This window comes from Streptomyces sp. PA03-1a (assembly GCF_033792805.1).
Taxonomy (GTDB): domain Bacteria; phylum Actinomycetota; class Actinomycetes; order Streptomycetales; family Streptomycetaceae; genus Actinacidiphila.
Window position 1 is genome coordinate 1 of the sequence record NZ_JARAVO010000256.1, and the last position, 13,198, is coordinate 13,198.

12 protein-coding genes are annotated in these 13,198 nt (G+C 74.0%); 3 read left to right on the forward strand and 9 right to left on the reverse strand.

What is annotated here, in order from left to right; genetic code table 11:
* Positions 1-95 precede the first annotated feature (95 nt).
* Together PV341_RS37920 and PV341_RS37925 are read left to right on the forward strand one after the other, a co-directional pair.
* Positions 96-1,394: a streptophobe family protein gene (locus PV341_RS37920; RefSeq protein WP_500323148.1), complete on the forward strand. Its 1,299-nt coding sequence runs from the start codon at positions 96-98 to the stop codon at positions 1,392-1,394.
* A gap of 7 nt (positions 1,395-1,401) precedes the next feature.
* Positions 1,402-1,524: a hypothetical protein gene (locus PV341_RS37925; RefSeq protein ID WP_500360200.1), complete on the forward strand. Its 123-nt coding sequence runs from the start codon at positions 1,402-1,404 to the stop codon at positions 1,522-1,524.
* A 614-nt stretch (positions 1,525-2,138) separates the two neighbouring features.
* On the opposite strand, the gene PV341_RS37930 is transcribed toward PV341_RS37925, so the two are convergent.
* From PV341_RS37930 to PV341_RS37945, 4 genes are all read right to left on the reverse strand, one after another.
* On the reverse strand, positions 2,139-2,723 hold the full coding sequence (locus PV341_RS37930; RefSeq protein WP_500323150.1) for a hypothetical protein: 585 nt from the start codon (positions 2,721-2,723) through the stop codon (positions 2,139-2,141).
* Between the two features lie 5 nt (positions 2,724-2,728).
* Positions 2,729-5,071: an FHA domain-containing protein gene (locus tag PV341_RS37935; protein WP_500360201.1), complete on the reverse strand. Its 2,343-nt coding sequence runs from the start codon at positions 5,069-5,071 to the stop codon at positions 2,729-2,731.
* A 92-nt stretch (positions 5,072-5,163) separates the two neighbouring features.
* Positions 5,164-6,639: an SDR family NAD(P)-dependent oxidoreductase gene (locus PV341_RS37940; protein ID WP_500323153.1), complete on the reverse strand. Its 1,476-nt coding sequence runs from the start codon at positions 6,637-6,639 to the stop codon at positions 5,164-5,166.
* A gap of 163 nt (positions 6,640-6,802) precedes the next feature.
* Positions 6,803-7,045, reverse strand: coding sequence for a hypothetical protein (locus PV341_RS37945; protein ID WP_499515380.1), 243 nt, complete (start codon positions 7,043-7,045; stop codon positions 6,803-6,805).
* A 146-nt stretch (positions 7,046-7,191) separates the two neighbouring features.
* On the opposite strand from PV341_RS37945, the gene PV341_RS37950 reads away from it, so the two are divergent.
* On the forward strand, positions 7,192-9,015 hold the full coding sequence (locus tag PV341_RS37950) for an AMP-dependent synthetase/ligase (RefSeq protein WP_500323154.1): 1,824 nt from the start codon (positions 7,192-7,194) through the stop codon (positions 9,013-9,015).
* Positions 9,016-9,022: 7 nt separating this feature from the next.
* Here PV341_RS37950 and PV341_RS37955 read toward each other — a convergent pair whose 3' ends face one another.
* The 5 genes from PV341_RS37955 to PV341_RS37975 form a co-directional block, all read right to left on the reverse strand.
* On the reverse strand, positions 9,023-9,892 hold the full coding sequence (locus tag PV341_RS37955; protein ID WP_500360202.1) for a S1 family peptidase: 870 nt from the start codon (positions 9,890-9,892) through the stop codon (positions 9,023-9,025).
* A gap of 155 nt (positions 9,893-10,047) precedes the next feature.
* Positions 10,048-10,965, reverse strand: coding sequence for a lysophospholipid acyltransferase family protein (locus PV341_RS37960; protein WP_500360203.1), 918 nt, complete (start codon positions 10,963-10,965; stop codon positions 10,048-10,050).
* A 1-nt stretch (position 10,966) separates the two neighbouring features.
* The gene (locus PV341_RS37965) at positions 10,967-11,749 is read right to left on the reverse strand and encodes a GNAT family N-acetyltransferase (protein WP_500323158.1); all 783 of its coding nucleotides are present in this window, start codon (positions 11,747-11,749) and stop codon (positions 10,967-10,969) included.
* Positions 11,750-11,885: 136 nt separating this feature from the next.
* Positions 11,886-12,437: a MarR family winged helix-turn-helix transcriptional regulator gene (locus PV341_RS37970; RefSeq protein ID WP_500323400.1), complete on the reverse strand. Its 552-nt coding sequence runs from the start codon at positions 12,435-12,437 to the stop codon at positions 11,886-11,888.
* Positions 12,438-12,451: 14 nt separating this feature from the next.
* Positions 12,452-13,198: FUSC family protein (locus PV341_RS37975; RefSeq protein WP_500360204.1), on the reverse strand; the 747-nt coding region annotated here is incomplete at its 5' end.

Below are 13,198 nucleotides of genomic sequence, written 5' to 3' on the forward strand. Positions count from 1 at the left end.
AGGTCACCCCGCATTCTCCGTCCACCCTCCGGCCGGGCCGCAAGCCGGGACATTCCGGACGGGCGGGCTGCCGCGGGGCTGCTTAGCCTGACACCGTGACCCGGCATCCGCCCTCCGCCCCGCACCCGGCCCCGGGGCCCACCCACGGCTGGCTGCACGCACTCGCCGCGGTCGTGGCCGGGTACGCCGTCATGGTGGTCGTGGCGGCCCTGGGCCTGTGGCTCGCGGGGGCCTCCGAGCTGCCGCAGGGCGCCTTCCTGCCCGTCATCGCCGCCACCGTGGTCATGGCCGTCGGGGGCCGGGTCGGCCTGGAGGGCGGCGCGGGCACCATCGCCCGGTCGGACGCGGCGGTGACCGTCTTCCCGCTGTCCGTCGCCCTGGCCGGAGCCCTCGTCACCGCCTACGTGGTCGTACGGCCGCTGCGCCGGCACGCGGTGGTGGCCGGGGACCGGCTGCTGTGGCTCTTCGTCCGGACGGGCGTGCTGTGGGCCCTCGTCACGCTGCTGATCGCCCTCGGCGCACGCCACACCTTCACCATCTCCACGGGCGAGGAGTTCCTCAACGACCTCGGCGACCTGTTGGGCATCACCCCCACCGTCGGTTTCCGCGCCGACGTCCCGGTCACGGTCGTCGCCGGGCTGCTCTGGCTGGCCGTCGTCCTCCTCCTGGCCTTCGCCGTGTCACGGCGGGCGCCCCTGCCCTCCCGGCTGGTGCCCGTGCACACCGTCGTCCGGCCGGCCGCCCGCGCCATGGTGGGCGTCCTGCTCGCCTACGTGGTCGGCGGCGCCGTGGTCGCGGTGGTCACCGCCTCGACGCGCGCGGAGCCCGCGGACAGCTTCGCCGTCGTCTTCCTCGGCCTGCCGAACGTGGCATGGCTCGCCCTCGGTCTCGGTATGGGCGCCTCATGGCACGGCAGCGTGCAGGGGGCGCTGGGTGTGCCGATGCCGGAGGCCCTGGCCGCCGTGCTGCGCAGCGGGGACGGGGAGGCCACCCTCGACCTCGCGTCGCTCTCCGAGCACGACGGCAGGGCCTGGTGGCTGGTGGTCGCCGCCGCCGTCGCCATGCTGGGCGCGGGCTGGGCCACCGCTTGGCGCGCGCGACCCGGCACGGGGCACGTGCGCAACGCCGTCCACCTGGGGGTGGCGTCCGCGGCGGCCATGCTGCTGATCGGCGTGCTCACCCGGATCGACGCGCACTACGGCCTGTCGCTGTTCGGCATCGGCGACCCGTCCGACACCGGCGGCCTCGGCGGTTCCATCGTGCTGCTCCCGAACCTGCTCCCCGCGATCGGCATCGCCGCGCTGTGGGGCGTGGCCGCAGGCCTGCTCGGCAGCATGGCCGTCCACCTGCTGGCCCGCGGCCGCACCGCCCGCCGGGACGCTGCGGCCCGCTGAGCGTCGCGTGGGGGGGGCCGCGGCCGGCATCGCCGCGCTGCGGGGTGCGGCGGCAGGCCTGCTCGGCAGCATGGCCGTCCACCTGCTCGCCCGCGCCCGCACCGCCCGCCCGGGCGCTCCGGCCCGCTGAGGCCGTCGCGGCGGGCTGCGCCCGGTTGCTCGGCGGACCGCGACCGCGGTCAACGCGTGGTCGCAAGGCGACCTGAGGCCGTGCCGGGCGGCCCCTCGGGGTTGTCCGTCCGGGTGGGGGACGGGTCCGTGCCGGGGTTCTCGCGGCGGCACGTCTGCCGGGCCGGGGCCGGCCTGCGGGTGGCAGTTCGGGCGCCGTCGCGTGCGGAGCCGCGGCTGGCATTCCGGGCTGCCGGGCGTGGCGGCACACCTGCTCGGCAGCATGGCCGCCCGCATCCTGGCACCGGCCCGTCCCGCTGACGCCTGCCCCGGCGGCGGCCCCGTCCAAGGCGGAGGTTTGCCCGTCCGGGTGATCCGACGGGTTCGTGCCATGCTGCGGGCCGTCCGGCGGCAGGTCTGCCGGGCCGGGGCCGGTTCGGGCTCTGCGGGTGGCGATCCGGGCGCCGTCGCGTGGGGGGCCGCGGCCGGCATCGCCGCGCTGTGGGGCGTGGCAGCCGGCCGGGCCGCTTCCATCCTGGCCCGGGGCGAGCCGGCCGTTGCCGCGGTGGCGACGGCTGTGTCCTGGGCATCGGCGCGTGGCCCGGGCAGTACCGGCCGTCGGCCCTGGCATCCGCCTCAGGATTCGCCCGTCCAGGTGATCGGGTGGGTCTCGGTCGGGGACGCGTCGTCGCGCAGCGGCGGCTCCGCCGGGGGCGGGGGTTCGCCGGGCCGCATCTCGGGCGGTTCGGCGGCGGCGTAGGTCGCCATGCGGGCGCCGTCGCAGTAGCACCAGCGGTCGTGCTCGGCGTCGAAGAGCCAGACGGCGTCGCCGTCCACGACGGCGCCGATCCGCATCCCGCTCGTTCCCCGATCGAAGGTCTCCAGGTCGATCGTCCCGGCCGCGAGGTCCTGCACCAAGGTCCGGTACGAGCCGAGCGCCTCCACCAGCCGGCCCAGCAGCGGACGGGCGTCCGCCGTGCGCGCCGGGGAGCCGCCCGCCGCAGGAGGGCCCTGCGGCACCGTGATCAGCAGCCGTCCGTCCACCCACGCGGACCAGCCGTTGGAGCACACGATCCGCGCCCAGTCGCCCCGGTGCTCGGTCACCCGCACCGGCAGCAGGGGGTCCAGCCCCGCGGAGGGGCTGGAGTCGTCCGGCGCCCGCCAGGTGGGCAGTCCGCCCGCCGGGGCGACATGGGTGGGGACGAACTCCGGCTCGTACATCAGGCCTACCTCCGCATGACGGCCGGCTCGTGCTGCCGCAGCAGCCTGACCACGACGAGACCGAAGGCCACCGACAGCACCACGAGCATGCCCATGTCCAGCAGCCACATCGAGGGCACGGGCCGGAAGAGCGGGTCCGACGTCACGTTGCTGGGTGTGAAGGCATGCAGGTCCAGCGTCGCGGCCATCGCCCCCAGCGCCCAGCGCGAGGGCACCAGCCAGGACAACTGCTCCAGACCCGGGACCCCGTGCAGGGGCAGCAGGGCACCGCAGAAGACGACCTGCACGATGGCGATCAGCACCAGCAGCGGCATGGTCACCTCCTCCTTGCGCACCAGGGCCGAGATCAGCAGCCCGAGCATCATCGAGGTGAACGCCAGCAGCGCCACCGCCAGCGTGATCTCCAGCAGCGGCGGCAACAGGACCCCGCTGCCGCCCTGGGGTCTCAGACGCACGCCGGTGAGGGCGACCATCGTCAGGACCACCGCCTGCGCGACGGTGATCACTCCGAGGACCACGACCTTGGACGCCAGGTAGGCCGAGCGGGACAGGCCCACGGCCCGCTCCCGCTGGTAGATGACCCGTTCCTTGACGAGCTCGCGGACCGCGTTGGCGGCCCCGGTGAGCACCGAGCCGACGCACAGGATCAGCAGCACGTTGAGCGCGTTGTTCCGGCCCAGCGCACCGCCGGCCAGGGCGCGCGCCATCCCGCCCATCACGAAGGGCAGGGCCACCATGATCGCCAGGAAGGTGCGGTCGGCGGCCAGCGACGCCGTGTAGCGGCGCACCAGCGTCCACAACTGGCCGCCCCAGCCCTGCGGCTTGGGCGGCTCCAGGGGTTCGAGCTCCGCCGGGGGCTGCGGTCCTGCGGGTTCCAGCGCCGCCGCGACGTACTCGTCGTAGAGCGGGGAGGCCTCGTACTGGCCCGCCCAGTCGCGGTTCTCCTCGTTCTCGAAGGCCTCGAAGGCTTCCGGCCACTGCCGGAAGCCGAAGAAGGGGAGGGTCTTGCTGGGCGGCCCGTAGTAGGCCATGCGCCCGCCGGGGGCCATCACCAGCAACCGGTCGCAGACCTCCAGGCTGAGCACGCTGTGCGTCACCACGATGACCGTGCGGCCGTCGTCGGCGAGCTCGCGCAGCATCGTCATCACCGAACGGTCCATCCCCGGGTCCAGGCCGGAGGTCGGTTCGTCCAGGAAGAGCAGCGAGGGCTTGGTCAGCAGTTCCAGGGCGACGCTCACGCGCTTGCGCTGGCCGCCGGAGAGGGTGTGGACCGGCTGCTTCACCCGGGCCTCCAGGCCGAGTTCGGCGATCACCTCGTCCACCCGGGCCTGCCGCTCCTCCTTGGCGGTGTCGCCGGGAAAGCGGAGTTCGGCGGCGTACGACAGGGCGCGCCCGACGGGGAGCTGCTGGTGCAGGATGTCGTCCTGCGGGACGAGGCCGATGCGCTGGCGCAGGTCCGCGTACTCGCGGTACAGGTCGCGCCCGTCGTAGAGCACCGTGCCGTGGTTCGCGGGGCGCAGGCCGGTCAGTGCGTTCAGCAGCGTCGACTTGCCGGAGCCGCTCGGCCCGACCACCGCCAGCAGGCACTTCTCGCCGACGGGGAAGCTGATGTCGTCCAGCAGCACCTTGCCGCCGTCGTCCACCCGCACCGACAGGTCGCGGACGTTGAGCGAGACCTCGCCGGTGTCGGTGAACTGCTGCAGCTTGTCGCCGACCAGCCGGAAGACCGCGTGACCGACGTCGATGATGTCGCCCTGGTGCACGACCGCCCGCTCGACGCGCTGGCCGTCCAGATAGGTGCCGTTGTGGCTGTGCAGGTCGACGATCTCGTAGCCGCCGTCCGGCAGCGACCGCAGTTCGGCGTGGTGCCGCGAGACCAGCAGGTCCGAGACGACCAGGTCGTTGTCGGAGGCGCGCCCGATGTGGATCGTGCGGTCGGGCAGCGACCGCACCGACGTCGGGCGGCGGAAGGTGCCGGTCGCCGCGGGGGAGGCCATCGGCGGCGCCCGGTAGACCCCGGTGGGCGCCTCGGCGCTGCTCAGCCGGGCGCACGGCCCCTGCTCGGCGTGCCCGAAGCGGATGACGCTACCCGGGCCGACGCCCCACTGCCGGACCTGCCGGCCGTTGACGAAGGTGCCGTTGGTGCTGCCCAGGTCGTGCAGCATCCAGCTGTCGCCCGCGGGCCGGATCACCGCGTGGTGCCACGACACCCGGGGGTCGTCGAGGACGACGTCACCGTCGGGGTCGCGACCGACGTGGTACTCCCGACCCGGGACCAGGATCCGGGTGTCCCCGTCGGTCTCGAGCACGAGCTTGGGCGCGGTGGGCGCGAAACCTCGCTCGGCCACGGTTCGATCGTAGCCGCGGACCGGCCGCCCCGCCTGTCCCACCTGTCCCGCAACGGGCCGTCACATGGCCCTGAGGGACGGTGCCGGGGCTCTCACCACTCGGTCGGCGCGTAGTCCTTGAGGAACACCCCGTGCAGGTCCTCGCCCTGCTCGCCGCGGACGATCGGGTCGTACACCCGGGCCGCGCCGTCGATGAGGTCCAGCGGGGCGTGGAATCCCTCTTCGGCGAGGCGCATCTTGTCCGGGTGGGGCCGCTCGTCGGTGATCCAGCCGGTGTCGACGCTGGTCATCAGGATGCCGTCGGTCTCCAGCATCTCGCGCGCGCTGGTGCGGGTCAGCATGTTGAGCGCGGCCTTCGCCATGTTGGTGTGCGGATGGCCCGCGCCCTTGTAGCCGCGGGTGAACTTGCCCTCCATCGCGGAGACGTTCACGACGTACTTGCGGCGGGCGGCGGCGGCCGCCATCGCCGGGCGCAACCTGCTGACCAGGATGAATGGCGCGGTCTCGTTGCACAGCTGCACTTCGAGCATCTCGACCGGGTCGACCTCGCCCACGGCCCGGCTCCAGCTGTTCGCCGCGTCGAGGTCGGGGACCAGCCCGCCGGCGTCGATCGCCGTGCCGGCCTCGATCCGGGCGAGCGAGGCCGAACCGCTCACCAGCGCCAGGTCCGTGACCTCCTGGGCCCGGGCCGACAGCTCCGCACGGGGGGCGGGCAGCGCGGGCTGGGCACCGCTGCCGAAGGCCCCGAAGACCTCCGAGGCGGGCAGCGCCCCGGCCGGGAGCGGGGCGGACTCGGCGGCCACCAGTTCCGCGTAGGCGGCGGGGGAGCGGCGCACGGTCTGCGCCGCGTTGTTGATCAGGATGTCCAGGGGGCCCTCGGCGGCCACCGAGTCGGCGAGCGCGACGACCTGGGCCGGGTCGCGGAGGTCGATCCCCACGATCTTGAGGCGGTGGATCCACTCCTCGCTGTCCGGCATCGCCTTGAAGCGCCGGATGGCGTCCGCGGGGAAGCGCGTGGTGACGGTGGTGTGGGCGCCGTCGCGCAGCAGCCGCAGCGCGATGTACATGCCGATCTTGGCCCGGCCGCCGGTGAGCAGCGCGCGGCGGCCGGTCAGGTCGGTGCGCGCGTCGCGCCGGGCACGGTTGGCGGCCGCGCACTCCCGGCACAGCTGGTGGTAGAAGGCGTCGACCTCGACGTAGCGCCCCTTGCACACGTAGCAGGAGCGCGGCCGCCGCAGGATGCCCGCGATCGCACCGGTCGTGGACGAGGAGGGCAGCAGCCCCTGGGTCTCGTCGTCGATCCGCTCGGCGGAGCCGGTCGCGGTGGACTCGGTGACCATCTTGTCGTGGGCGGTCTTGGCGGCCCGCCGGTCCTGCCGGCGGCGCTGCTTCACCATCCGGTAGATGCCGGCCGTGGCCTTGCGCACGGTGACCGCGTCGGGGTGGTCGATCGGCAGCTCGTCGAGCTCCCTGAGCACGCTGAGGCACAGCTCCAGGCGCGCCGGGTCGATGCCCGGGACGCCCTCCCAGGCCGTTGCCGTGCTCTGCTCGTTCTCGGTCGCCGTCATGCCCGCCGTCGTTCCCTGGATCGTGTGTTCCCACTGGTGTCCTGCGGAACTCTACGGAGGCCGGGGCGCCCGGCCAAAACGGCGGCTTTCGCCCGTGCGTCCCCGGCGGCCGCAGCCGGCGGCCGGGGGGCGGCCCCGGGACGGTCCGCGGTGTGCCGGCGGGTCACTCCAGGGGGGCGGTGGCCTCGCTCTCGTACGCGTAGTCCCACGGCTCGTCGGCCATGTGCTCGAGGCGCTTGTAGTACGCGGCGCTGTCCGGCCACGCCTGGTGCGCCCCCGCGTCCTGCACGCTGATGGCCAGCGGGTCGTACAGGATGCCATCGGGGGGCTGCCCCCCGGCTCCCAGTGCGATGCCGAGGGTGAGACCGTCCCCGGGGCCGCCGTGGAGTCGGATCCTGGTGGTCATGGAGGTCACCTCCTGCATCCATGATCTCTCGCCGGGGGAGGTTTGGTGAAGAACCGGGACAGCGACCCGGCCGCGGGCCGACAGTGCGTGAGAGATCCGTTACGTTACGCTTCTCCGCCCGCTCCAACCCCCCACGAGGTGCCCGCGTGCGCGAATTCAGTCTGCCCGCGCTGGTCCCGGCCACCCTCGCCGGCGGCCTGGCCGACGTGGTGTTCGAGACCGCGGCGCAGGCTCCGGACGAGGTGCGGCTGGGCCGCAAGGAGGACGGCCGCTGGCGGGACGTGACCACGGCCGAGTTCCGCGACGAGGTGACGGCCCTGGCCAAGGGGCTGCTCGCGCACGGGGTGCGGTTCGGGGACCGGGTGGGGATCATGTCGCGCACCCGGTACGAGTGGACGCTCTTCGACTTCGCGCTGTGGACCATCGGGGCGCAGCCGGTGCCCGTCTACCCGACCTCCTCGGCCGAGCAGCTGCGCTGGATCCTCCACGACACCGGCGCCGTCGGCTGCGTCCTGGAGCACGAGGACCACGCCATGACGCTGGGCTCGGTGATCGACCGGCTGCCCGCCGTGACCCGCGTCTGGCAGCTGGACTCCGGGGCGGTGAAGCAGCTGGTGGCCGACGGGGAGCGGATCTCCGACGACGTGGTCCACCGGCACCGGCTCGCCGTCACGCCCGACGCCGTCGCCACCGTGATCTACACCTCGGGCACCACCGGACGCCCGCGGGGCTGCGTCCTGACCCACGGCAACTTCATGTGCCAGACCGACAACCTCATCGCCGGCTGGCGGCCGGTCTTCGACAGCGGCACCTCCGCGCAGCCGTCCGTGCTGCTCTTCCTGCCGCTGGCCCACGTCTTCGGCCGCATGATCCAGGTGGCGGCGGTGCGGGCGAGGGTGCGCCTGGGGCACCAGCCGGAGATGACGGCCGCCGAGCTCCTGCCCGACCTGGCGCTGTTCCGGCCGACGTTCGTGCTCGCCGTGCCGTACGTCTTCGAGAAGGTCTTCAACGCCGCGCGCGACAAGGCGGAGGAGGCCGGCCACCTGGGTGTGTTCGACAAGGCCGTCGACGTGGCCGTGCGCTTCGCCGAGGCCCGCGAGCGCCGTGCGCTGGGCACCGGCCCGGGACCGAGCGCGGCGCTGCGCGTGCTGCACCGCGTCTACGACCGGATGGTGTACGCCAAGGTCCGCGAGGCGCTGGGCGGCCGGGTCCGCAACGCGGTGAGCGGCGGCTCCACCATGGGGCGGCGGCTCGGGCTGTTCCTGGAGGGCGCGGGGGTCACGGTGTACGAGGGCTACGGACTCACCGAGTCCACCTCGGCCGCCACCGCCAACCCGCCCGGGCGGGTGCGCTACGGCACGGTCGGCCTCCCCGTGCCCGGCACGGACGTGCGGATCTCGGACGAGGGCGAGATCCTGCTGCGCGGCCCGGCCGTCTTCTCCGGATACCTCGGCGACCCCGGGGCCACGGCGCAGGCCCTGCGCGACGGCTGGCTGCACACCGGCGACATCGGCTTCCTCGACGAGCACGGCTACCTGACGATCACCGGCCGCAAGAAGGAGATCATCGTCACCACCAGCGGCAAGAACCTCTCCCCTGCCGTCCTGGAGGAACGCGTCCGCGAGCATCCGCTGGTCGAGCACTGCCTGGTCATCGGCAACGACCGGCCCTACGTGACGGCCCTGGTGACCCTGGACACCGAGGCGACGACCCAGTGGCTGAGGCTGCGCGGCAAGGCCGAAGCCGGGTTGCAGGAGCTGGTTCGCGACCCGGAGCTGGAGACCGAGGTGCGGCGGGCGGTGTCGGCGGCCAACACGCGGGTGTCGAAGGCGGAGTCGATCCGTTCGTTCCGCGTGCTGGCCGCCTCGTTCACGGAGGAGCGGGGGCTGGTCACCCCCTCCCGCAAGCTCAGGCGCCGGGCGGTCGAGGAGGCCTACGCCGCCGAGATCGACGCGATGTACCGGCGCTGAACCGCGGTCACGGCTTGGGGAGCAGGCATCCCGGCAGGGTCAGGTCGAACCGGTTGCCCGTGGTCACGCACGTGCCGATCCCGTAGGTCTGCTCGGCGTAGTTGATGCCCTGGCGGACGGTGACGGTGCCGTTCTCGGCCACCTCGCAGGGGTTGTTGAGGGTGCAGCGGCCGCCGTCCTCGTTCCCCGTGTTGTTGATGGCGACGACCTTGCCGGTCGTGGTGTCGATGACGGGCGACCCCGAGGTGCCGCCGATGGTGTTGCACGAGGAGGTGTAGCGGACCGAGTCCTTCCAGGTCCAGTCGCCCTCCTTGAGGAGGTGGACGAAGCCGTCGATGCTGCAGCTGTAGATGGTCTTCCAGTAGCCGGAGACGACCTTGATGGCCGTGCCCTGAACCGGGTGCGTACCGGAGACCTCCAGCGCGGAGATCCCGTAGGAGGACTGGATCTGCGCGTAGGTGCGGTTCAGCTGGTACACCGAGATGTCGGTGTCGGTCATGGTCGCGTACGCCAGCTTGGTGGCGCGCAGCGTGGCGACCGAGCGGCCGGAGGAGTTGAGCAGGCCGAAGGTGCGTGTCGACGTCTGGTTGACCAGCACCTCGCCGGCGTCGAGGAAGCCGCTGGTCAGGCAGTGCCCGTTGGAGAGCACCAGGGCGGGGTCGGTGGAAGCGGAGCCCGGGAAGCGGATGAGCGACCCGGAGCAGTTGCTGAGCGACACCGTCCCGGCGAAGTCGACGGTGACGGCGGCCCTGGCGTCCGGTGCGGCCGCGGCGTGCCGGCCGGCCGCCGAGGCGGGGGCTGCGGACAGCCCGAGGGACGCGATCGCGGCGAGGGCCGCAAGGGCAGCCGCGAAGACTCCTCTGAGAGGTCGTTTCATGTGGGGGGTCCTCTCGAGACCGAAGTTCTTTCGGTTTTGGCATGGACATTGTTGTGAACTCGAGAGGGTGGTCACAAGAGGGCCCAGTGCGGCCGGACCGCGCCCGGCGGCGCGCCGTGGGCGGCTGCCGGCGGGCGCGGTCCGGTGACGGGGCGTCAGCCGGGAAGCCCCACGACCCGGTCGCCCGGCCGGCGGGCGGGCGACCCGATCCGGACGTCCGTCCCGCGCTGGCGGGGACCGGCCTGGACCGGTACGGCCGCGCTCGGCGCGGGGGCGACCAAGGCGTGGCGGGCGGCGGCCGCGAGCGCACGCCGGTCCGGGAGCGAGCCGGCCGCGATGCGGGGGAACGCCGTCACCTCCGCGGTGAGTCCGCGGGCCGCCACCACCCGGCGCACCGAGTCCATCAGGGTGTCCTCGCCGAGGAACGCCGCCTCGGTGCTGGGCCTCCCGTCGGCGTGCCGGTAGCGGATGAGCAGCGGCTGCACGTCGGCGCCGGCGTCCAGCGCGGCCTGGAACAGCGCCCGGCGGTACCGGCCTTCCTCACGGCCGCACCAGGTGCTGCCCTCCGGGAAGGCCACCACCGTCGCGCCCGAGCGCAGCGCCGCCGCGACCTCCGCCACCGTGTCCGGCAGCGCGCGGATCCGTTCCCGGTCGATGAAGATCGTGCGGCCGCGCACGCACAGCCGCCCGATCACCGGCCAGTCGCGGATCTCCCGCTTGGCGACGTTGCGGCCCGGGAAGACCGCGGCGATCAGCAGGATGTCCAGCCACGACACGTGGTTGGAGACCACCAGCAGGCCGCGGCCCGGCTCCCGCGGCGCCGGCTCGGGCAGCCGCACCCGGACGCCGAAGGCCGCCGCCACCGAGCGGGTCCAGCGCCGGATCAGCCGCTCGCGTCCCGCCGGGCCGCACAGCGCGCCGACCGGCACCGAGAGCACGACGCCGGTGAGCAGCACCACCAGCGCGGCGGCGTACCGCAGCAGCCGCCGGACCCGGCCCACCACCTGACCGTCACCGGTCACGCACGCCTGCGGGGAGCAGGGGGCGACCGGCGACCACCACGCCGCGGCCATCTCAGACCGATCCGAGCGAGCCGATGGCGCCGAAGTGGCGCAGGTAGCGCTCGTCGGTGCGCTCCAGCGAGAGCAGGATGAACAGGTCGGCGACGCCGAAGTCCGGGTCGTAGGCGGGCTCGCCGCACACCCAGGCGCCCAGCCGCAGGTAGCCACGGAGCAGCGCGGGCAGCGTGGTACGGGCCGGGCGGACGATGCCCGCCGGGTCCCAGGGGCGGCGCGGGGAGACCAGGTACTCCTCGGGGGCCATGTTCTTGGCGGAGACCCGGTCCCACACGCCCGCGGCCAGCGCGCCGCCGTCGGTGAGCGGCACCGAGCAGCAGCCGGCGACCCAGTTGTGGCCGGTGGTCGCCATGTAGCGGGTGATGCCGCCCCACATCAGCGCGACGACGGCCCCGTCACGGTGGTCGGCGTGCACGCACGAGCGGCCCACCTCGACCATGTCGTGCTGGATCGGCGCGAGCCGGGTCAGGTCGAACTCGGACTCGGAGTAGGTGCGGCCCGCGCGTCGGGCGTTGGCGGGGGTGAGCAGCCGGTAGGTGCCGACGACCTCGCCGGTGCGGTCGTCCTTCACCAGCAGGTGGTCGCAGAAGGCGTCGAGGGCGTCGACGTCCAGGCCCGGCTCGGGCGTGTCCAGCACGGCCCCCATCTCCCCGGCGAACACCTGGTGCCGCAGACGCTGTGCGGCCCGCACCTCCGCCTCGTCCTGGGCGAGGCTCACCGAATAGCGGGGGCGGTCGGTCGGGGTGTCGACGACGGGAGCGAGTTCGTACGAAGCGGTCATGGCGCGATTCCCTGGTCAGGGGGACGGGGACACCCTTATCTGTCCCGTCGCGGCCTTGCCTTGGCGTGTCCTTGGCGGAGCGCGCAGATGTGCGCTCGCTGAAGTGCCGGTGCCGTGGGTCCGCGGGCCGCCCGCTTCACCCGGAAAGCGCTCCCAAGCGGCCTTCGAGCAGCAGCAGGAGCTCGCCGAGGATGCCCGCCAGCTCCTCGCGGCGGCCCTCCGGGAGCCCGGACAGCAGCCCCGTCTCGTAGGCGAGCTGCTCGGGCAGGACGCGGTCGACGAGCGTGCGGCCCTCCTCGGTCAGCCGCAGGTGGGAGACCCGGCGGTCGCGACTGTCCGGGCGGCGGGCGACCAGGGCGCGCTCCTCCAACAGCTTGATCCGCTTGGTGACCGCGGCGCCCGAGGCGAAGGTCTCCCGGGCCAGCCGGCCCGGCGTCAGCTCGCCGCCGACGCGGCGCAGGGCGATGAGGATGTCGTACTCGGGGCGGGTGAGGCCTTCGCGACCCAGGGGCGTCTCGGTGACCTGCTGCAGCAGTGCGGCGCAGCGGTTCAGCCTGCCGATCACGGCGACCGGCCCGAAGTCCAGGTCCGGGTAGACGTCCTGCCACTGGCGCAGCACCGTCGCGACGGCGTCCTCCACGCGGGTTGTCCTTCCTCCGTACGCCGGCGGCTCCGGCGGCGTGCGCATGATCGTACGCGTCGTCACGGCACGGTGACGGACCGGCCGTCCCCGCGCCGACCTGCCAGCATCAGGTGGCCGCGGTCCTCCGCGGCGGCGATCCGGCGCTCGGGCAGGGCCCGGCTCCACCACTCGCCGGAGGCGGTGTCGGCGGCCTCGCGCAGCTCCAGGAGGGCGGCCACGAGCCGGGCCTCGCGGGCGACGGGCGCGGCGAGCTCGTGCTCCAGGCGCCGCAGCGCGGCGCCCACCCGGTGGCCCGCCCGGCGGTTCGGCACGGCGAAGCAGGCGAGCAGCCCGGCGGCGGCGCCGACGAGGGTGTCCAGCCAGCGGTCGGCCACCAGCCGGCCGGCCGGCTGCGCGCCCGCGAACTCGGTCATGATCATGGCCATGGGCGTCACGAAGGCGCTGGCGATCCAGTAGTTGCGCGCGATGGTCGCCTCGGCCGCGACATTGCAGGCCAGCGCGGTCACGATGAGGGTCACGGCCCCGGTGGCCGTGAACGGCACCAGGACGGTGAACAGCAGCACGCCCAGGAGGTTGCCGAGCACCCGCTGCAGCGCGCGGTGCCACGACAGGGTGGTGTTGGCCGCGAAGACGGCCGCGGCGGTCACCACGGCCCAGTACGGCCGGTCCACGCCCAGGGCCATCGATCCCCACCCCGCCAGGGCGCTGCCCAGGAGGACGCGCAGCCCGAGGGGGAGCAGGTGCCGCAGGCCGGGGCGGTGGGGCCGCCCCGCCCGGCCGGTCCGGGTGCCGACGGAAGGGGGGGG

Coding starts and splice junctions, on each gene's coding strand:
- PV341_RS37965 (WP_500323158.1), bottom strand. CDS start 11,749: ATGACCGCTTCGTACGAACTCGCTCCCGTCGTCGACACCCCGACCGAC.
- PV341_RS37970 (WP_500323400.1), bottom strand. CDS start 12,437: ATGCGCACGCCGCCGGAGCCGCCGGCGTACGGAGGAAGGACAACCCGC.
- PV341_RS37955 (WP_500360202.1), bottom strand. CDS start 9,892: ATGAAACGACCTCTCAGAGGAGTCTTCGCGGCTGCCCTTGCGGCCCTC.
- PV341_RS37930 (WP_500323150.1), bottom strand. CDS start 2,723: ATGTACGAGCCGGAGTTCGTCCCCACCCATGTCGCCCCGGCGGGCGGA.
- PV341_RS37960 (WP_500360203.1), bottom strand. CDS start 10,965: ATGGCCGCGGCGTGGTGGTCGCCGGTCGCCCCCTGCTCCCCGCAGGCG.
- PV341_RS37945 (WP_499515380.1), bottom strand. CDS start 7,045: ATGACCACCAGGATCCGACTCCACGGCGGCCCCGGGGACGGTCTCACC.
- PV341_RS37940 (WP_500323153.1), bottom strand. CDS start 6,639: ATGACGGCGACCGAGAACGAGCAGAGCACGGCAACGGCCTGGGAGGGC.